The sequence below is a fragment of the Rhodococcus sp. NPDC057529 genome (genome assembly GCF_042802055.1).
In the GTDB taxonomy this organism is placed as follows: domain Bacteria; phylum Actinomycetota; class Actinomycetes; order Mycobacteriales; family Mycobacteriaceae; genus Rhodococcus_F.
In genome coordinates, this window is the sequence record NZ_JBHVEY010000009.1 from 315343 (window position 1) to 334013 (window position 18671).

16 protein-coding genes are annotated in these 18671 nt (G+C 68.6%); 8 read left to right on the forward strand and 8 right to left on the reverse strand.

Features of this window, described 5'->3' with window-relative positions; genetic code table 11:
- Positions 1-26: 26 nt before the first annotated feature.
- A complete protein-coding gene (gene hrpA, locus ACFU5V_RS20280) occupies positions 27-3914 on the reverse strand; it encodes an ATP-dependent RNA helicase HrpA (protein ID WP_378701439.1) in 3888 nt (1295 codons plus the stop codon).
- A 194-nt stretch (positions 3915-4108) separates the two neighbouring features.
- Between hrpA and ACFU5V_RS20285 the strand changes: the two genes are divergently transcribed.
- The gene (locus tag ACFU5V_RS20285) at positions 4109-5188 is read left to right on the forward strand and encodes an alpha/beta fold hydrolase (protein WP_378701441.1); all 1080 of its coding nucleotides are present in this window, start codon (positions 4109-4111) and stop codon (positions 5186-5188) included.
- Here the strand turns inward: ACFU5V_RS20285 and ACFU5V_RS20290 are convergent.
- Entirely contained in the window at positions 5150-5533 is a 384-nt protein-coding gene (locus ACFU5V_RS20290) for a VOC family protein (RefSeq protein ID WP_378433629.1), read from the reverse strand. The genes ACFU5V_RS20285 and ACFU5V_RS20290 overlap by 39 nt on opposite strands.
- A gap of 156 nt (positions 5534-5689) precedes the next feature.
- On the opposite strand from ACFU5V_RS20290, the gene ACFU5V_RS20295 reads away from it, so the two are divergent.
- Together ACFU5V_RS20295 and ACFU5V_RS20300 are read left to right on the forward strand one after the other, a co-directional pair.
- The gene (locus ACFU5V_RS20295; protein ID WP_378701443.1) at positions 5690-7054 is read left to right on the forward strand and encodes an MFS transporter; all 1365 of its coding nucleotides are present in this window, start codon (positions 5690-5692) and stop codon (positions 7052-7054) included.
- A gap of 68 nt (positions 7055-7122) precedes the next feature.
- Entirely contained in the window at positions 7123-8349 is a 1227-nt protein-coding gene (locus tag ACFU5V_RS20300; protein ID WP_378433627.1) for an aspartate aminotransferase family protein, read from the forward strand.
- On the opposite strand, the gene ACFU5V_RS20305 is transcribed toward ACFU5V_RS20300, so the two are convergent.
- On the reverse strand, positions 8313-8615 hold the full coding sequence (locus tag ACFU5V_RS20305; RefSeq protein ID WP_378433626.1) for a hypothetical protein: 303 nt from the start codon (positions 8613-8615) through the stop codon (positions 8313-8315). The two genes, ACFU5V_RS20300 and ACFU5V_RS20305, sit on opposite strands and share 37 nt — an antisense overlap.
- 18 nt (positions 8616-8633) lie before the next feature.
- Between ACFU5V_RS20305 and ACFU5V_RS20310 the strand changes: the two genes are divergently transcribed.
- Positions 8634-9350, forward strand: a complete 717-nt coding sequence (locus tag ACFU5V_RS20310) for a hypothetical protein (protein ID WP_378433625.1) — start codon at positions 8634-8636, stop codon at positions 9348-9350.
- On the opposite strand, the gene ACFU5V_RS20315 is transcribed toward ACFU5V_RS20310, so the two are convergent.
- The gene (locus ACFU5V_RS20315; RefSeq protein WP_378433624.1) at positions 9336-10016 is read right to left on the reverse strand and encodes a PhzF family phenazine biosynthesis protein; all 681 of its coding nucleotides are present in this window, start codon (positions 10014-10016) and stop codon (positions 9336-9338) included. The two genes, ACFU5V_RS20310 and ACFU5V_RS20315, sit on opposite strands and share 15 nt — an antisense overlap.
- A gap of 88 nt (positions 10017-10104) precedes the next feature.
- On the opposite strand from ACFU5V_RS20315, the gene ACFU5V_RS20320 reads away from it, so the two are divergent.
- The gene (locus tag ACFU5V_RS20320; RefSeq protein ID WP_378433623.1) at positions 10105-11028 is read left to right on the forward strand and encodes a hydrogen peroxide-inducible genes activator; all 924 of its coding nucleotides are present in this window, start codon (positions 10105-10107) and stop codon (positions 11026-11028) included.
- Positions 11029-11038: 10 nt separating this feature from the next.
- Here the strand turns inward: ACFU5V_RS20320 and ACFU5V_RS20325 are convergent, their stop codons facing one another.
- Complete coding sequence (locus ACFU5V_RS20325) at positions 11039-11800, reverse strand: LysR family substrate-binding domain-containing protein (RefSeq protein WP_378433622.1); 762 nt, start codon at positions 11798-11800, stop codon at positions 11039-11041.
- 58 nt (positions 11801-11858) lie between these two features.
- Here ACFU5V_RS20325 and ACFU5V_RS20330 point away from each other — a divergent pair, with 58 nt between their 5' ends.
- Positions 11859-12263, forward strand: coding sequence for a DUF5997 family protein (locus tag ACFU5V_RS20330; protein WP_072942367.1), 405 nt, complete (start codon positions 11859-11861; stop codon positions 12261-12263).
- Between the two features lie 3 nt (positions 12264-12266).
- Here ACFU5V_RS20330 and ACFU5V_RS20335 read toward each other — a convergent pair whose 3' ends face one another.
- The 3 genes from ACFU5V_RS20335 to ACFU5V_RS20345 form a co-directional block, all read right to left on the reverse strand.
- Positions 12267-14771 carry a DEAD/DEAH box helicase gene (locus ACFU5V_RS20335; RefSeq protein WP_378701445.1) on the reverse strand — a complete coding sequence of 835 codons (2505 nt, stop codon included), beginning with the start codon at positions 14769-14771 and terminating at the stop codon, positions 12267-12269.
- Between the two features lie 40 nt (positions 14772-14811).
- Complete coding sequence (locus ACFU5V_RS20340; protein ID WP_378433620.1) at positions 14812-15849, reverse strand: alpha/beta fold hydrolase; 1038 nt, start codon at positions 15847-15849, stop codon at positions 14812-14814.
- A gap of 145 nt (positions 15850-15994) precedes the next feature.
- The gene (locus ACFU5V_RS20345) at positions 15995-16963 is read right to left on the reverse strand and encodes a proteasome assembly chaperone family protein (RefSeq protein WP_378433619.1); all 969 of its coding nucleotides are present in this window, start codon (positions 16961-16963) and stop codon (positions 15995-15997) included.
- 271 nt (positions 16964-17234) lie between these two features.
- Between ACFU5V_RS20345 and ACFU5V_RS20350 the strand changes: the two genes are divergently transcribed.
- Both ACFU5V_RS20350 and ACFU5V_RS20355 read left to right on the forward strand, forming a co-directional pair.
- Positions 17235-17861 (forward strand): MBL fold metallo-hydrolase, encoded by a 627-nt coding sequence (locus ACFU5V_RS20350; RefSeq protein WP_378701447.1) that lies wholly within the window; start codon positions 17235-17237, stop codon positions 17859-17861.
- A 118-nt stretch (positions 17862-17979) separates the two neighbouring features.
- Positions 17980-18645 carry a DUF5642 family protein gene (locus ACFU5V_RS20355; protein WP_378701522.1) on the forward strand — a complete coding sequence of 222 codons (666 nt, stop codon included), beginning with the start codon at positions 17980-17982 and terminating at the stop codon, positions 18643-18645.
- Positions 18646-18671: the final 26 nt, after the last annotated feature.

Here is an 18671-nt window from a genome sequence, read left to right on the forward strand (position 1 = left end):
CCGCAACCTCTGCGTGGCCCTGTGCGTCAGCGCACCTTCTCCATGGCACTCAGTACCCGCTTCTCGGAGACCGGGATCGGGGTTCCGAGTGTTTGAGCGAACAGGCTGACCCGCAGTTCCTCGATCATCCAGTGAATCGCGTCGACCTCGGGTGAGTGCTGCCGTTCTTCCGGCAGGCCGGCGAGCATGCGTTCGTATCCGGCGTACACCCGGTCGAGGGTGTCCATTCCCTTCTGGTCGCGCGGTGCGCTGCCGGGGAGGGCTTCGAGTCGTGCGATGGCGGCGGCGAGGTAGCGGGGCACCTCGCGGAGGCGAGTGGCGCCGATGTCGGCGACGAATCCGGGAAACAGCAGCGACTGCCGTTGTTCCCGCACGTCGTCGGCGGCCTCGCCGGTGGCGCGATCCAGCACGACGGCGAGCCGGTGGTCCGCTTCGAGCACCGGCGACACGAGTCGCACGAGTACCGCCACGTTCCGGGCCATCTCCGCGCGTGCCTTCGCGACGAGGGCGTCGAATTCCTGCGGCGTGCGCACCGGGGTGCCGTGTGCGGCGATCAACTGGTTGGCGGCGGCGGTGCGGCAGTCGTCGATCAGGGCGTCGAGGCTGCCGTCGGGGTTCTGCCCGAGCGCCAGCCGCTGTGCGTTGCCCAGACCGGATGTCACCGTCTTCGCCTGGGTGGGAACGGCGGCCAGCAGTAACCGGCGCGTTCCGTCGCGCATCGCGGCTCGCTGGGCGGCGGCGGTGCTGAGGACGCGGACGGCGACACCGTCACCCTCCGGGACCAGCGCGGGGTAGCCGGTGACCTTCTGACCGCCGAGTTCGCGTGTGACGGTGGCCTCCAGGGAACCGAGGGTCGCGGGCGTCCACGTGAGTGCGGGAGGCCGCTCCGAGTTCGACGCCGCCTTCGCCACTTCCACCTGGACGCGGGGTGCGAGCGACTTGCGCAGCGACACGAGGTCCTTGTTCCGCCCGAGGGCGGCACCCTTCTCGTCCACGGCGACGAACGTCATGCGCAGGTGGTCGGGGAGGGCGGTGACGTCGAAATCCTTGGGGTCGATGCGGCAGGCACCGAGCCGCGACAGTTCGCGTGCCATCGCCGTGGTGAGCGGTTCGGAGCGCGGTTTCACCGCGGCCAGTGCGGCGGCCGCGAAGTCCGGTGCCGGAACCACCTGTCGGCGAAGGGTCTTCGGGAGCGTCTTGATCAGTGCGGTGACCAGTTCGACGCGCATGCCGGGGACCAGCCAGTCGAAGCCGACGGCGCGCAGCCCCGCGAGCAAGGCGATCGGGATGCGGGCGGTGACGCCGTCGTCTTCGTTGCCGGGTTCGAACTGGTAGGTGAGCGGGACCTGTATGTCGCCCTGGCGCCAGGCGTCGGGGTATTCGCCGCCGAGCACCGCGGCCGAATCGGCGTTGACGACCGTCGACTGGGTGAACGTGAGCAGGTCCGGATTCTTGCGGCGGGCGACCTTCCACCAGGAGTCGAAATGCCGGGCGGAGACCGCCTCCGGGCCGACGCGCTGGTCGTAGAAGTCGTAGAGGGTGTCGTCGTCGACGAGGATGTCGCGCCTGCGGGCGCGGTGCTCGAGTTCCTCGACGTCTTCGAGGAGTGCGCGGTTGGCGTGGAAGAACTTGTGCTGGGTCTGCCATTCGCCCTGCACCAGGGCATGGCGGATGAACAGGTCCCGGGACGTCTCGGGGTCGATGGTGCTGTACGTGACCGCACGCCGGGCGACGAGGGGGATCCCGTACAGCGTCACACGTTCGTAGGCCATCGCGGCGCCGCGTCTCGACGACCAGTGCGGTTCGGAGTACGTGCGTTTCACGAGGTGCGGCGCCAGTTTCTCGGCCCACTCGGGTTCGATCCTGGCCGACATCCGCGCCCACAGCCGGGAGGTCTCTACCAGTTCGGCGGCCATCACCCATCGCGGCGGCTTCTTGAACAGGCTCGAGCCGGGGAAGACCGCGAATCGGCTTCCGCGCGCGCCGAGGAAGTCTCGTTTGTCGCCCTCGCGCAGCCCGATGTGTGACAGCAGACCGGCGAGGAGCGACTGGTGGATGGCCGCTTCGCCCGCCGGGGTGTCGGTGGTGTCCCAGCCGAGTCCGCGGGTGATCTGGCGGAGTTGACCGTGCAGGTCCTGCCATTCGCGGATGCGCAGCCAGTGCAGGAACTCGTTTCGGCACATCTTGCGGAACTGGTTGGACGACAACTCGTTCCGCTGCTCGCGCAGGTACTTCCACAGTTCGAGGAACGCGAGGAAGTCGGAATTCTCCACGGCGAACCGGGCGTGCTTCTCGTCGGCCGCCTGCTGGAACTCGGCGGGACGTTCGCGCACGTCCTGGATGGACAGTGCGGCGACGATCACGAGCACCTCGGACAGGCAGCCGTTGCGGTGCGCCTCGACGAGCATCCGGGCCATGCGCGGATCGACGGGGATCTGCGCGAGTTCGCGTCCGACCGGCGTGAGGACGGGCTGCTCGTTCTGGGCTTTCCGTTCGATCGCGCCGAGTTCCTCGAGCAGACCGATGCCGTCGCGGACGGCCCGCGGGTCCGGCGGCTGCACGAACGGGAACGCGGCGACGTCGCCGAGGCCGAGCGCCGTCATCTGCAGGATGACGGACGCGAGGTTGGTGCGCAGGATCTCCGGCTCGGTGAACGCGGGCCTCGACTCGAAGTCCTCCTCGGAGTAGAGGCGGATGCAGATGCCTTCGGCGACACGGCCGCACCGACCGGAACGCTGGCGGGCGGAGGCCTGCGAGATCGGTTCGATCGGCAGGCGCTGCACCTTGGTGCGCACAGAGTAGCGGGAGATGCGGGCGGTGCCCGGGTCGACGACGTACCGGATGCCGGGCACGGTGAGCGACGTTTCCGCGACGTTCGTCGACAGCACGACCCGCCGCCCGGTGTGGGGGGTGAACACCTTGTGCTGTTCCGCAGCCGACAGTCGCGCGTACAGGGGCACGATCTCGGTGCCGCGCAGTCTGCGGTCGCGGAGGGCGTCGGCGGTGTCGCGGATCTCCCGTTCGCCGGAGAGGAAGACGAGGATGTCGCCGTCGCCTTCGCCGGAGAGTTCTTCGACGGCCTCGCACACCGCGTCGACGGGGTCGCGGTCGAATGTCTGCTCGCCGACTTCCACCGTGAGCGGGCGGTACCGCATCTCGACGGGGAACGTGCGCCCGGACACCTCGACGATCGGCGCGGGCACGCCGTCGGCGGCGAAATGTTCGGCGAAGCGTTCCGGGTCGATCGTCGCCGACGTGATGATCACTTTCAGATCGGGCCTGCGGGGGAGGAGCTGGCGCAGGTATCCGAGGATGAAGTCGATGTTGAGGCTGCGTTCGTGCGCCTCGTCGATGATGAGGGTGTCGTACCGGCGAAGCATCCGGTCGCGCTGGATCTCGGCGAGCAGGATTCCGTCGGTCATCAGCTTCACCAGCGTGCCGTCCGACACCTGGTCGGTGAATCGCACGGTGTAGCCGACGGTCTCACCGAGTTCGCTGTGGAGTTCCTCGGCGATGCGCTCGGCGACTGTCCGCGCCGCCAGACGGCGGGGCTGGGTGTGTCCGATGAGTCCGCGGACGCCGCGGCCGAGTTCGAGGCAGATCTTCGGGATCTGCGTGGTCTTGCCGGATCCCGTCTCGCCGGCCACGATGACGACCTGATTCTCGGCGATCGCCTTCGCGATGTCGTCGCGGCGCCGGCTGACCGGCAGTGCGTCGGGGTACTCGATGGCGGGGACGCTCGCGAGTCTTCGGGTGATGCGGCCGCGTGCGGCGTCGATCTCCTCGGACAGCGAGGCGAGGGCGTCGGGCGTGCGGGCACGGTCGAGTCGCCGGCGGAGCCGGTGTTCGTCGCGCAGAGTGAGTTCGCCGAGGCTGTTCTTCAGTTCCCGTCGGCTGGGTGCTGTGGTGGACATGCTGGACCCAGCCTAGCCAACCCGGTGGATCGCCCTGTGCCGCGCCCGCCCGTGTGCGAATATCGGCGGTCGGCCGTCACCGCGGTCGTGTTGCTGCCGGCGAAGCTGCGCGCAGGCGAATCGCGGACCGCGCTATCCTCCACACGACACGCGTCCACGCGATCATCCGTGACTTCGGCAACGGCTGGGAGACTATGTTCGACGAGTTCGCAGGGGAGACCTTCGACCTGCTCACCCGCGACCGCGGCAGTGTCGTCGCCGCCGACGACGGGGTACCCCTCGCGGTGCGCGAGGTGGGTCCGGCGTTCGCCCCGCTGACCGTGGTGTTCGTCCACGGCTTCTGCAACCGGATGACGGGCTGGCACTTCCAGCGGGTTCAGCTCGAGGAGGCGTGGGGTCCGACGATCCGGATGGTGTTCTTCGACCTGAGGGGCCACGGCAACTCCGGGGTGCCGCGGCGGGACACGTGCACGATTCCGCATCTCGCTCAGGACGTCGACGCGGTCATCCGGGCGCTGGTGCCGGAGGGGCCGATCGTGCTGGTCGGCCACTCGATGGGCGGTATGGCCGTCCTTTCGTACGTCGGCCGGAATCCCGATCTGATCGGTTCCCGGATCGTCGGGGTGGGTCTGATCGCCACCGCGGCCGAGAAGCTCGGTGACGTCGGGCTCGCGCGCACCCTCAACACGCCCGTCGTCGCCGGATTCAGCACCGCGGCCCGTCACCTGCCCCGGGTGGTCCAGAGCGGCCGCGGCGCGAGCAAGCGGGTGCTGGCGCCGATCCTGAGGTCGGCGTCCTTCGGTGACCGCACCATCAGCCCGGCGATCGTGTGGCATTCCGAGCAGATGATCAACGACACGTCCCTCAAGACGCTCGTCGACTTCCTCCCGTCGTTCAAGAATCACGACGAGACGGCGGCGGTGCCGCTGCTCGCGCCGATCGAGACGCTCGTCGTGTGCGGCGACCGCGATCTGCTGACCCCGTTCCGGTATTCGAAGGCCATCGCCGGCCATCTGCCGGACGTGGAACTGGTGAAGGTGCCCGGTGCGGGACACATGGTGCAGCTGGAGCGGGCGCAGCTGGTCACGGACGCGATCGATCGTCTCCTGATCCGTTCCGTCGAAACCCTGCCCACCCCGAGTGCCTGGAGCGAGTGGGTGCAGGTGGCCACCGACTACGTGGATCACATGCGGCACTGGGTCGCTCACGGCGGGCCCGCCGCGTGGTGGCGCGGGCTACGCGGGCGTCCCGTCGTCGGCCCCACGTTCCGGTAACACGCAGAATTCGTTGCCCTCGGGATCGGCGAGGATCACCCAGGGAACCTTCGGGTCGTCGCCGAGTCTCCGGGCGCCGAGTGCGAGAAGTCGCTGCACCTCCTCGTCCCGGGTGCCGGAGGACGGTGCGATGTCGAGGTGCAGGCGGTTCTTCCCGGACTTCCGGTCGTCGACCGGCTGGAACACCAGCGACGTGGACCCCGGCGCGCCCGCTTCGACGTATTCGCGCCCGTACGCGTCCGTCCACCGGCGCGTCGCCGGATAACCCAGGGCCTCGCACCAGAATCGTGCCAGTGCATCCGCGTCACGGCAGTCGACGGCGAGGGCGATGATTCGGCTGGTCATGGGTTGCGGATACCCGGGTGACGGCGGCCGCACACCGCCGCCGTGACGGTGCGGGTGGGCCCCGTCGGTGCGTCCGTAAATGGCAAACTCGCGACAACACGTGCCACTCGGGACACAATGAGGGAACGCGAAAACCGGCCCGAGGAGGCGGGATCTATGGCATCTGCGAGTTCTCCGGACGAGCAGGAAACCCTCCCACCAGGTGTTCTCCGACGCGCGATCGCGGCGTCGGCGATGGGAAACGCCACCGAATGGTTCGACTACGGTGTGTACGCGTTCACGGTGTCGTACATCTCGGCAGCGTTCTTCCCCGGCGACACCGGTTCCGCCACCCTTTACGCACTGCTCGTGTTCGCGGTGTCCTTCGTCGTGCGACCGCTCGGCGGCCTGGTGTGGGGTCCGCTGGGCGACCGGCTCGGACGCCGCCAGGTGCTGGCGCTGACGATCATCCTGATGGCGGGGGCGACGTTCTGCGTCGGCCTCGTGCCGAGCTACGACGTCATCGGTTTCTGGGCGCCCCTGCTGCTGGTGCTGCTGCGCATGATTCAGGGCTTCTCGACCGGTGGCGAGTACGGTGGCGCGGCAACGTTCATGGCCGAGTACTCGCCGGACCGCAAGCGCGGCTTCTGCGGAAGTTTCCTCGAGTTCGGCACCCTCGGCGGGTACGCGCTCGGCGCGATCGTGGTTCTGGTGGTGGAGTTGTTCTCCAGCGATCCGTTCATGTCCACCTGGGGTTGGCGCATCCCGTTCCTGATCGCCGGGCCGATGGGCCTGATCGGCCTGTACCTGCGGACCAAGCTCGAGGAGACACCCGTCTTCCGGGAACTGGACGCGGAAGGCGCGGTGGAGTCGGGGACGACCCACGAGTTCAAGGATCTGATCACCGAGTACTGGAAGCCGCTCCTGCTGCTCGGCGGACTCGTCATCGCGTTGAACGTCACCAACTACACCCTGCTCAGTTACATGCCGACGTATCTGGAGACACAGATCGGGCTGACGTCCACCGCGTCGCTGACCCTGTTCATCGTCGGGCAGATCGCGATGATGGCGGTCATCCCGTTCGCGGGCGGGTTGTCGGACCGGGTGGGCCGAAAGCCGTTGTGGTACGGCTCGCTGGTGGGACTGATCGTGCTCGCCGTCCCCATGTACCTGCTGATGCGTCAGGGTTTCGGGTGGGCGATCCTCGCGTTCGCGGTGCTCGGGTTGCTGTACGTCCTGCAGTTGTCCACGATCTCGGCGACGTTCCCGGCGATGTTCCCGACGCACGTGCGGTTCGCCGGGTTCGCGATCGCGTACAACGTGTCGACGTCGCTGTTCGGTGGCACGGCGCCCGCAGTGAACGAACTGCTCATCGAATGGACCGGCAACACCCTCATGCCGGCGTTCTACATGATGGCCGCGTGCGGGATCGGCCTCGTCGCGCTGTACTTCGTGGCGGAGACCGCGGGCGCGTCCATCCGCGGTCGTGGGATCCCAGGCATCGACACGGAGCCCCACCCCACCGCGCTGGCGCACAAGTGATGCGCCACGATCCTTCCCGGCGCGCCGTGGCATAGTCGCCTCGGGCGGGGTTTCACGAAGGGATCAGCATGGCGTCGGCACTGTGGCACGGATTCGCGGACATGGGCGCGGTGGAACAGAAGGGCGCCTTCGTGGTGTCCCGCGGCGAGGGTGCGTACATCTGGGACGATCGCGGCAACCGTTACCTGGATGCGACGGCGGGTCTGTGGTTCACCAACGTGGGTCACGGCCGCGCGGAGATCGCGGACGCCGTCGCGGATCAATTGCGGACCGTGGCCCATTTCTCGAATTTCGGTGACTTCGTTCCCGAGACCACCGCGACCCTGGCCGACCGGCTCGCGGCCATCGCACCGGTGCCGGGCAGCAAGATCTTCCTCACCTCCGGTGGTTCGGACTCCGTGGACACGGCGGCCAAGCTCGCCCGCCGCTACTGGCACGAAATGGGCAAACCGTCCAAGACGATCGTCGTCGGCCGTCAGAAGGCTTACCACGGGATGCACGTGGCGGGCACCGCGCTGGCGGGTATCCCGGCCAACCGCGAGGGCTACGGCGAGTTGATGCCCGACAGTGCCACCGTGGCGTGGAACGACGCCAAGAGTCTGCTCGAGCTGATCGAGAAGGTCGGGGCGGACACGATCGCCGCGTTCTTCTGCGAGCCCGTCATCGGCGCGGGCGGCGTGTACCTGCCGCCGGAGGGGTATCTCGCGGAGGTTCGCGACATCTGCCGCGAGCACGACATCCTGTTCGTGGTCGACGAAGTGGTGACGGGATTCGGCCGCATCGGCGGCGAGTGGTTCGCGTCGACCCGATTCGATCTGCAGCCCGACATGATGACGACGGCGAAGGGTCTCACCTCCGGGTACGTCCCGATGGGTGCGGTGTTCATCGCCCCGCGGGTGGCCGAGCCGTTCTTCGCCGGTGGGGTGTGGTGGCGCCACGGCTACACCTACGGTGGGCACGCGGGTGCCGCTGCGGCGGCGCTCGCCAACCTCGACATCATCGAGCGCGAAAACCTGCTGGCGGAGTCGAAGCGGCTCGAGTCCTCGCTGCACGAGCACCTCACGCCCCTCGCCGACCACCCGCGGGTCGAGGAAGTGCGCAGCGGTCTCGGCGCGGTCGCGGCCGTGCAGTTGGCCGATCCGGCGGAGGCGCTCCCGTTCGTGAACACGCTGCGCGAGTTCGGGATCTCGGGCCGCGCCGCCGGGCAGGGCGCCATGCAGATCTCGCCGTCGTTCGTGATGACGGACGATCAGGTCGCTCAGCTCGCGGACGGGTTCCGCCGGGCGCTGGGCTGATCGGAGCCGGCGCCCCGCCTGCGGAGGCGGTGCAGGGCGCCGGTGACCCGGTCCCGCCACGTCGACGGCGCCAACACGATTTCCTGCCGCCCGTCGTGCGCGGCGTAGGCGCGGGTGTAGCGCTCGTGCAGACGCGCCCGCACCTCGTCGGGTGTGTACGCCTTGCGTTGCCGATCCGCCCGGACCGCGACGACCCCGGTCGCGGCGACACCCACCACACCGGCGAGTCCGAGAAGTTTCCACCATTGCCTGCCATGCGGTCGCATCCTTCTAGGCTAGGGCCCATGGACCCGCAACGGCACACGGACGCACGACGACACGGCTCCACCATCGACCTCGACACCGCGGTCGAGGTCACCCGCACCGGCGACATCTGGATCTTCCGCGGAGAATCCCCGGCCGACAGGGCAATCCAGACGCTGACGAACAGCCCGGTCAACCACGTCGGCATGTCGGTGGTGCTCGAGGACCTTCCGCCGCTGATGTGGCACGCCGAACTCGGGCATTCGTTGCAGGACATGTGGACGGGCCGCTTCCAGCGTGGTGTGCAGCTCCACGACCTCCGTGCCGCGGTCCAGGTGTGGGGTGCGCGGTACGGGCAGCGGGGATGGCTGCGTCAACTCGCCGAACCGGCGACGCCGCAGCAGGAGGACGCGTTGCTGCGGGCCATCGCGCGCCTCGACGGAACCCCGTTCCCGTCGACCGCGAAACTCGCGTCGCGGTGGTTCGGCGGGCGGTTGCCCGGGTCACGGCGCCGGCAGGAGCGGCGGGGGAGCCTCGAAAGCGCCTATTGCGCCGAAGTGGTCGCGCAGACGTACGAGGAGATGGGTCTGATCAGCGGTCGCAGGCGCACCAACTGGTACGACCCCGGCAAGTTCTGGAGCGGCGACCGGCTTCCCCTCGCTCCCGGGGTGACGCTGGGCCGGGAGATCGAGGTGAGCCTGAGCGAGGCCGACCTGGCCGCGGGGCGGGGCAGGCGGCCGTCGTCAGAGGGTGCGTGACTTCTCGGGGTGCACCCGTCCGCCGACCTCGACCCAGCCGGCCGGGTCGTAGGTGGTGCGCAGTTCGGACCCTTTGCCCTGGGTGATCAGGAGGGCGTGTCGCAGGTGCGCGGTGATCCGGACGGCGGCGGCTCCGGTGGCCTCGTCCTCGGTGATGCCCATGTCGGGGGCGAACATTCGCGACCGGATCGAATGTTCGACCTTGTCGGTCCAGGCCCACAGATAGTGGTGCCCGGCCCCGAACTTCTTCGGGTCGGCGGCCTGGACCTCGCGCACGCTGTCCATGGGGTACAACGAGAACTCCGGCGCCCACTCGGGCCGGGCCCGCACCCAGGTGATCGCGCCGGAACGCCGGGTGGCGACGGGGCCCGCGGGGACGTCGAGCGTCGTGACGGCGGCGCCGCGCTCGTGCAACCACCAGGACAGTCCGACGGTGGGATGCCCGGCGAAGGGCAGTTCGGTGGCGGGGGTGAAGATCTGGGCGCGCGCGTGCGCGTCGTCGGGCCCGGGGATGTCGACGAAGATCGTCTCGCTGTATCCGAGTGCGCGGGCGACGGACTGCCGGTCCTCGGGCGGGACGGCCGAGGAGTCGACGATGCCGAGCGGATTGCCGTGGCGTCCTTTGTCGTCGGTGAACACCCGGACGACGTCTACATGGATGGGCATTGACGCACCCTATCGCTCCCGGCGTTCCAGCATCGTGCAGGAACCCGCCCGAAAGGCCGAGGCGATGGACAGCATTAGGCTGATAGGTATGGCCGATCAGAGTTATCAACCCACACTGTCGCAGCTGCGTGCGTTCGTGGCAGTCGCGGAGTACCGCCACTTCGGCACGGCGGCAGCACGTTTGAGTGTGAGTCAACCGACACTGTCGCAGTCGCTGGCCGCCCTGGAGAACGGGCTCGGTGTGCAGCTCATCGAGCGCAGTACCCGGCGCGTCCTCGTCACCGCGGCGGGGGAGCGGCTCCTCGGCCAGGCCAAGGTCATCCTCGAGGCCGCGGACGGTTTCGTCGCGACGGCTGCGGGTGTCGGCGACCGATTGGCCGGCCCCCTGCGGATCGGACTCATTCCCACCGTCGCCCCCTACGTGCTCCCTGCCCTGCTGCCGGCGCTGCGCGAGGAGATGCCGGCACTGGAGCCGCAGGTCGTCGAGGACCAGACGGCGCGACTCCTCGAGGCGCTGCGTGTGGGCTCACTCGACGTCGCGGTGCTCGCCCTGCCGAGCGGTGTCGGTGGTCTCGTCGACATCCCCTTGTACACAGAAGATTTCGTGATGGTCGTCCCGAAGGGGCACCCGCTGGCCGGTCGCACCGACATCTCGCCGCCGATGCTGGACGAGCTTCCCCTCCTGCTGCTCGACGAGGGGCACTGCCTGCGCGATCAGACCCTCGATCTGTGCCGCTCGGTGGACGCGCATCCGGTGGCGGGCGACACCCGCGCCACGTCGCTGTCGACGGTGGTGCAATGCGTCGCCGGTGGGCTCGGCGTGACCCTGGTGCCGGAATCCGCCGTCCAGGTGGAGACCGGACGGGGTCCGCTCGCGACCGCCCGCTTCGCCGCCCCCGCGCCCGGTCGCACGATCGGCCTCGTGTTCCGGTCGTCGAGTGCCCGCGCGGACGATTACGGGCAACTCGCGCGCCTGTTCACGAAGTCGGCACCGGTCGGCGCACCCGTCTGAAGGTCGGCGGTCAGGACCGCCGCCGCGGTTTGCCCTTCCTTCCGCCTTTGGGACTGCCGCCCTTGGCTCCGGTGCCGGAGCGCGGCGTCCGCGTCCCGGCGGCCGGTTTCTGGCGTGCGGCGGTCGCGGCGGGACGTTTCTTCTTCGGCTCCGCCGCCGGGGCGCGGCCCCGGGAGCTGTTGACGGTGCGACCCCGGACGATGCCGATGAACTCCTCCACCAGGTCGGTGGTCTCGTCCTCGGGCCACGACAGCGCGATCCGCGACTCCGGGCCGTCCGACACCGTCCGGTAGACGAGATCTTTGCGGTGGTGGAGCCGGGCCAGTGACTGCGGGACGACGAGCAGCCCGACACCTGCCGCGACCAGTTCGATCGCGTCGGCCGTCGTGGCCGGCCGGTCCGCGGCGGGCAGCCCCGGCATGCGGTCCCACACGAGGACGTCGTCGAGAGGGTGCTGGATGATCTCGTCGGCCAGATCCGCGATCGACACCTCGTCCACCGCCGCCACGACGTGGTCCTTCGGTGCCACGACCACCGGGATCTCGGTGTACAGGGGGATGGCGCTGAGTCCCGTCCGGTCGATCGGAAGCCGCACCAGGCCCACGTCCGCACTGCGGGCACGCAGCTGATCGGGCGCGTCCGCGACGGACACCGGGACGAGGGTGAGGGGAACGTCGGGCAGCCGTTCGGTCCAGATCCGTACCCACTTGGTGGGGGTCACGCCCGGGACATACGCGAGCCGGAAGGGAGGGGATGCATCCGCGTCTGTCACTCCGTCAGGCTACCGGGCGTGGTCAACGGCACCGCACACGCTCGTTACTCTTGACACCATGACGTCGCACAAGAGCCCTCAGACTATGAAGCCCGCCACCGCGGCGAAGAAGCTGGGTGTGTACCTCGAGGCCACCCCTGCGGAGTTCCAGGAGGGTGTCGTCTCCCGCGACGAGCTCGGCGCATTGCAGAGCGATCCGCCGGAGTGGCTGCTCGAGCTGCGCCGCAACGGCCCGCACCCGCGTCCGGTGGTCGCGGCGAAGCTGGGGGTGTCCATCGCGGGCCTCGCGCGCGGTGGCATCACCGAGGCGCTCACCACCGAGCAGATCGACGCTCTCATGGCGGATCGCCCCGAATGGCTGCAGCAGGAGCGCGCCACCCAGGCCGAGGTCCGCAAGGAGACCGTCCGGATCAAGGAGAAGAACGCGGCGCGGCGGGATCAGCCCCGCCGGCCGCGTTCCTGACCGCTAGCCCTCGACGATGCTGAGCTCGTCGAAGATCACTTCACCGGCCGCGTCGGACTCGGGGAGGTCCACGACCGCCGTCAACGCCCACCCGTGATCGCCCTGCGGGTCCTCGAGGACCTGCCGGACCCGCCACAGCTCGGGCGCGGTCTCCACCTGGAACAGCTGGGGGCCGCGCGCCGAGGGTCCGGTGCCGAGCGAGGCGTACTCGTCGAAGTACGGCTGGAGCTGGTCCTGCCACTCCTCGGCGTCGATGCCGTCGTCCAGCCCCTCCAGTTCGGCCCACCGCCGCCGCGACGCGAGTTCGATGCGCCGGAACATGGCGTTGCGCACCATCACCCGGAATGCCCGCGTGTTCGCCGAGATCGGGCGCGGCACGTCGGCGCCGAACGCCACCTGCTGGTCGTCGCCCTCGGCGCCGGGGTCGGTGAGTGATTCCCATTCGTCGAGCAGGCTCGAATCGACCTGCCGGATCAGCTCACCCAGCCACTCGATGAGATCGTCGAGTTCCTCCGTCCGGGCCTCGGTCGGAACGGTCTGGCGCAGCGCGCGATACGCGTCCGCGAGATACCGCAGCACGAGCCCTTCCGAACGGGCCAGACCGTAGTGGCTGACCATTTCGGCGAAAGTCATGGCACGCTCGACCATGTCCCGCACGACCGACTTGGGTGACAGCGCGAACTCCGTGATCCACGGATGCCCGCCCCGGTACATCTCGAACGCCGGAAACAGCAGGTCCGCGAGTGGCTTGGGCCAGGTGACCTCCTCGAGCAACTCCATGCGTTCCTCGTATTCGATGCCGTCGGCCTTCATCTGCGAGACCGCCTCGCCGCGCGCGAAGTGCTGCTGTGCCATCAGCACCTGCCGCGGGTCGTCGAGGGTCGACTCGATGACCGAGACCACATCCAGCGCATAGGAATCGGATTCGGCGTCGAGGAGTTCGAGGGCGGCCAGCGCGAACGGGGACAGCGGCTGGTTGAGTGCGAAGTCCCGCTGGAGTTCCATCGTGAGCCGGGCCATGCGGCCGTCGGCGTCGGGTTCGTCGAGTCGCTGCACCACACCGGCGTCGATCAGCCCCCGGTACAGCGACAGCGCCTTGAGGATGTGCTTGCGCTGCGCGGGCCGCGATTCGTGGTTGTCCTCGAGGAGGTGCCGCATGGACTCGAAGCAGTTGCCCGGTCGTGCGATGACGTTGAGCAGCATGGAGTTCGACACGGAGAACCGGGAGACGAGCGGTTCCGGCGAGGCGGCGACGAGGCGATCGAATGTGGCCTCGCCCCACGACACGAACCCGTCCGGCGCCTTCTTGCGCTGTACCTTGCGGCGTTTCTTCGGGTCGTCGCCCGCCTTGGCCAGCGCGCGCAGATTCTCGACCTCGTGTTCGGGGGCCTGCACCACCACCGTGCCCAGGGTGTCGTAGCCGGCGCGTCCCGCGCGTCCCGCGATCTGGTGGAACTCGCGTGCCCGCAGGTGCCGCGTGCGGGTGCCGTCGAACTTGGTCAGCCCGGTCAGGAGCACGGTGCGGATGGGCACGTTGATCCCCACGCCGAGCGTGTCGGTGCCGCAGATGACCTTCAGCAGACCGTCCTGCGCCAGTTTCTCGATGAGGCGCCGGTACTTCGGCAGCATGCCGGCGTGGTGGACGCCGATCCCGTGCCGGACCAGACGCGAGAGCGTCTTGCCGAACCCGGTGGTGAACCGGAAACCGCCGAGGGCGTCGGCGATGGCGTCCTTCTCCTCGCGTGAGCAGAAGTTGACACTGGTCAGTGCCTGCGCACGCTCCAGAGCGGCGGCCTGGGTGAAGTGGACGACGTACACCGGGGCCTGGTTGGTGGTCACCAGTTCCTCGATCGTCTCGCTCACCGGTGTCGTCGCGTACGAGAACATCAGCGGCACGGGGCGCTCGGTGCCCGCCACGACGGTCGTGGGCCGGCCGGTCCGGCGGGTGAGGTCGGACGAGAAGAAGTCGACCTCGCCGAGCGTGGCCGACATGAGCAGGAACTGGGCGTGGGGGAGTTCGACGAGCGGGACCTGCCACGCCCAGCCGCGGTCGGGTTCGGAGTAGAAATGGAACTCGTCCATCACGACCTGGCCGATGTCGGAGTCGGGGCCCTCGCGCAGCGCGAGGTTCGCGACGATCTCGGCGGTCGCGCAGATGATCGGTGCCCGCGAGTTCACGGCGGCGTCGCCGGTCATCATGCCGACGTTCTCCGCGCCGAACACTTCGCACAGGGCGAAGAACTTCTCGCTGACAAGGGCTTTGATCGGGGCCGTGTAGAACGTGCGCTTGCCGGTGGCCATGGCGTAGAAGTGGGCGCCGACCGCCACCATCGACTTACCGGATCCGGTGGGCGTTGCCAGGATCACGTTGGCCCCGGACACCAGCTCCATGACGGATTCTTCCTGGGCGGGATAGAGCGTCAGTCCTCGTTCTTCGGTCCAGGAGGTGAAGGCGTCGAAAACGGAATCGGAATCCGCGTTCTCGGGGAGCAGGTCGGAGAGAAGCACTGCTACAGGCTAGCCGGACGGCCGTGCGCCGCTGCCGGGCCTACGTCGCGCTGCGTTCGTCCGATCCCATCGCGTCGAGAACCGCCATGCGGGTGGACGCGCTGCCCGTGATGGTGCTCTCACCGACGCCGGTGACGAGCATCTGCCGCCACTTCGCTTCGTCGAACTGCAGGGGATGAGTTCCGGACAGAAACTTCTCGATGGTGCGCAGGAACCGCATCGGGTCGTCGCGGAACGGGAAATGTCCTGCGCCGCGGAAGATCTCGAGGTGAGATCCGGGCATCGCCGCGTGCGCGAGGTGGGCGTGGCTCACCGGAATGACGGCGTCCTGATCACCCCAGATGAGCTGCACCGGGAGGTTCTCGGTCAGATAACATCGATCGAGCATCGTGACGACCTGTCCGCGCCAGTCGACGACCGCGCGAAGGGTACGCAGGTATGCCTCGTAGGCGGTGGGGTCGTAGAGCTCCGCGAGTACCCGCACCAGGTCGGGAGTGTCGTGCAGCATCGCGCCGGGGCGCAGGCGCGTGCCGTTCAGCTGACTCAGCACGTTCCCGACCAGTCGCACGGTGGGCATCGCCCCGGGAATGCGCAGCAGCTTCAGCGCCTCGTTGACCACCGGGACGGACGCGAGCCGCAGCAGCGGGTGGACGTCCTTGGTGACGCCGCCGGCCGACACCAGGACGAGGCGGTCGACCATCTGCGGGAACTGGTAGGCGAACTGCATGGCGACGCCGCCGCCGAGCGAGTGACCGACGACGGTGACCTTGTCGATGCCCAGGGTGGACAGCAGATCGCGCATGCCGTTGGCGTACGCCGCGACCGAGTAGTCGGCCCGCGGTTTGTCGGAGCGTCCGTGACCCAGCAGGTCGGGGGCGATGACGGTGTAGTTCTTGGCGAGATGGGGGATGATCTCGGTCCACGTGGACGAGTTGTCGCCGATGCCGTGGATCAGCAGCAGCGCGGGACCCTCGCCCGCCATGCGGAATGCGCGACGGTAGCCGTGGATGGTGCGGAACATCATGCGGGTTTCGGCGTTCGGAACAGGCCTGAGCTTACGAATGCGGTTGTCGCTCATGTCGCCTCCTGAACTAGGTGCATTTCCCGAATGTTGACAGCTCAATCATCCGCTTGGTCTCGACGCTATTGCACCGGTCCCGGCCGAACAACTGGACAGTGCGGTCGCACAGTGCCGGGAGGGCGACCGCACAACCGCTACCCGGTCAGGCCCCGCCCTGTGATCCCCCCTCCTCCTCGGAGTTGCCGCTCTCACCGTCCTGCATCGCCTGTTCGGCCAGGAAACGCTCGAATTCCGCGCCGAGTTCGTCGCCACTCGGCAGGTCTTCTTCGCTGGCCAGGAGCGTGGACTGCTGTTCTTGAGCCGTTACGTAGGCATCGTACTGACGTTCCAGGGCGTGGACGACGGTTTGTACCTCCTCGTTACCTGCGATGTGCTCGTCGACCTGTTCGCGGACGCGGGCGGCGGCCTCGCCGAGCGCGGCCAGCGGCAGATCCAGGTCGGTGACGTCACTCACATTCTCGAGGAGGGTCTCCGCCGCCCCCGGATAGTCCGTCTGAGCCAGGTAGTGGGGAACGTGCACCGAGAATCCCACCGACTCGTGGCCGTGCTGCGCCATCCGCAACTCGATCAGCGAGGACGCGCTGCCCGGCACCTGCAGTTCGCCCGACCAGCGCTGGTGGTCCTTGATCAGGTCCTTGTTGGTGGAATGCGCCGTCACGCCCAGCGGACGCGTGTGCGGGATGGCCATCGGGATGGCGTTGATGCCCACGGTCCGGCGCACACCGAGCTGCTCGGCCAGCAGGCGCACCGCCGTGGTGAACCGCTCCCAGCGCAGATCGGGCTCCATGCCGGCCAGCAGCAGGAACGGGGTACCTGCCGTGTCCTTCAGTGCATACAGGTTCAGCTCGGGCTGGTCGTAATCCGAGAAGTGATCGGCCTTGAACGTCATCGTGGGCCGACGGGAGCGGTAGTCCACGAGCTCGTCGACCGCGAAGGAGGCAACCAGCTCGCTCTCGAGACTCTCCCGGAGATGCGTCGTGGCGAGTTTGACGGCGTGGCCTGCGTCGGAGAAGCCCTCGAGTCCATGGATCAGCACAGGCCCCTGCCCGTCCGCGGAGGACAGCTGCGGTGCCGGGAACTCCAGCTCGTACATCTTCGACTGTTCGTCCATTACAGACCTCTTCTCCTTCGTGCCTGGCCTCCAGTGTCCCCTATCGTCTCCGGCATCGATACGTCGGACTTTGCTCTCGGAGGCCCTGCTCTGGGGGAACGCGACACGCGCGACCGATAATTCCCGCCGGACGGCCTCCGGTGTTCGCCCACAGCGAGATCCCGCGCACGGTCTGTGGCAATGTGAGGAACGGCACGATCCGAGACGGACGACCCTGGAGGTGCGCGATGTCGACACGGATCCGAGCGACACGGCGATCGGAGGTCGAGTCGTGAGCGTGCGCATCGACCGGGTGGTCACCTCCGGCACCTTCAGCCTCGACGGTGGCACCTGGGACGTCGACAACAACGTGTGGATCGTCGGTGACGACGCCGAAGTCGTGGTGATCGACGCCGCTCACACCGCGGCACCGATCGTCGAGGCCGTCGGCGGCAGGCGTGTCCGGGCGATCGTGTGCACACACGGTCACAACGACCACGTCACCGTCGCTCCCGAACTGTCCGCGGCTCTGGACGCCCCGCTCTTCCTCCATCCGGCCGACGACGTGTTGTGGCAGCAGACGCACCCCGCCGTCGCCTACACGCCGATCGAGGACGGTCAGGAGATCGCGGTGGCGGGGACCGACCTCCGCGTGCTCCACACGCCCGGGCATTCCCCCGGTTCCTGCTGCCTGTATCTGTCGGAGGCGGAGGAGTTGTTCAGCGGCGACACCCTGTTCTCGGGCGGTCCGGGAGCCACCGGGCGCTCCTACTCGGACTTCCCGACGATCATCGGATCCATTCGCGACCGCCTGTTCGCGCTGCCGGCGTCGACGACGGTCCGCACCGGGCACGGCGACGGCACCACCGTCGGAACCGAGGCCCCGCATCTGGAGGAATGGATCGCCCGCGGCAGCTGAGCCGCAGCCTCCCCGCCGTCGGTGCGTCGGCGTGGCAGAGTGGCGGAAAGGGCACATCCGACACGGGAGGACGACGGTGACATCTCGGCGCACAGCGGTACGGACGGCCGTCGCACCGGTGGTCGCGCTGGCCGCGGCGGCGATTCTCGCCGGGTGTACCTCGACGGTCTCCGGTGTCGCGCAGCCGAGCACCACCGTCGCGGCGGGTTCGCCGTCCGGAAAGGGACTGTCGAAGCTGCTGGTCGATCCGGCAGACTTCCCCGCCCGGTACGCGGCGATCGTGTTGCCCGCCCAGGCCGTGTCGATGGCGGCGCCCGACCTGACGGGGGTTCCGCAGGGTGCGGTGGTCGACCCCGCGGACTGTGCGCCGCCTGCGCAGGACTACGGACCGACCGGCACCGTCATGGCGGTCGGTACCGACAACGCGAGCCGTTCGACGATCTCGGTCGAGCTCACCAGGACCGACACACCCCTCGGCGAACTGGCCGAACAGACGAAGACGTGCGGTGAGGTCACCGTGACGGACAGCGGCGCCGAATCCACCGTCACCACCGAGATCACGCCGGCACCTCCGGTCCGGGCGGACGACACCCTCGCCCTCCGGCGAACCGTCAGGTCCGGCGCCGGGAGCGAACAGGTCACCCGGTCGATGGTGACGTTGATCGCGCAGGTGGGCGACGTGCGGGTGTCCGCGACCTTCATGTCGTTCGGCGACGCGAAGGCCGACACCGTCGCGCTCGACGAAGTGTTCACCGCCGCGGTGCAGAAGGTCCAGAACAGCTGAGCGGGCCCTAGCACAGGGCTCCGACC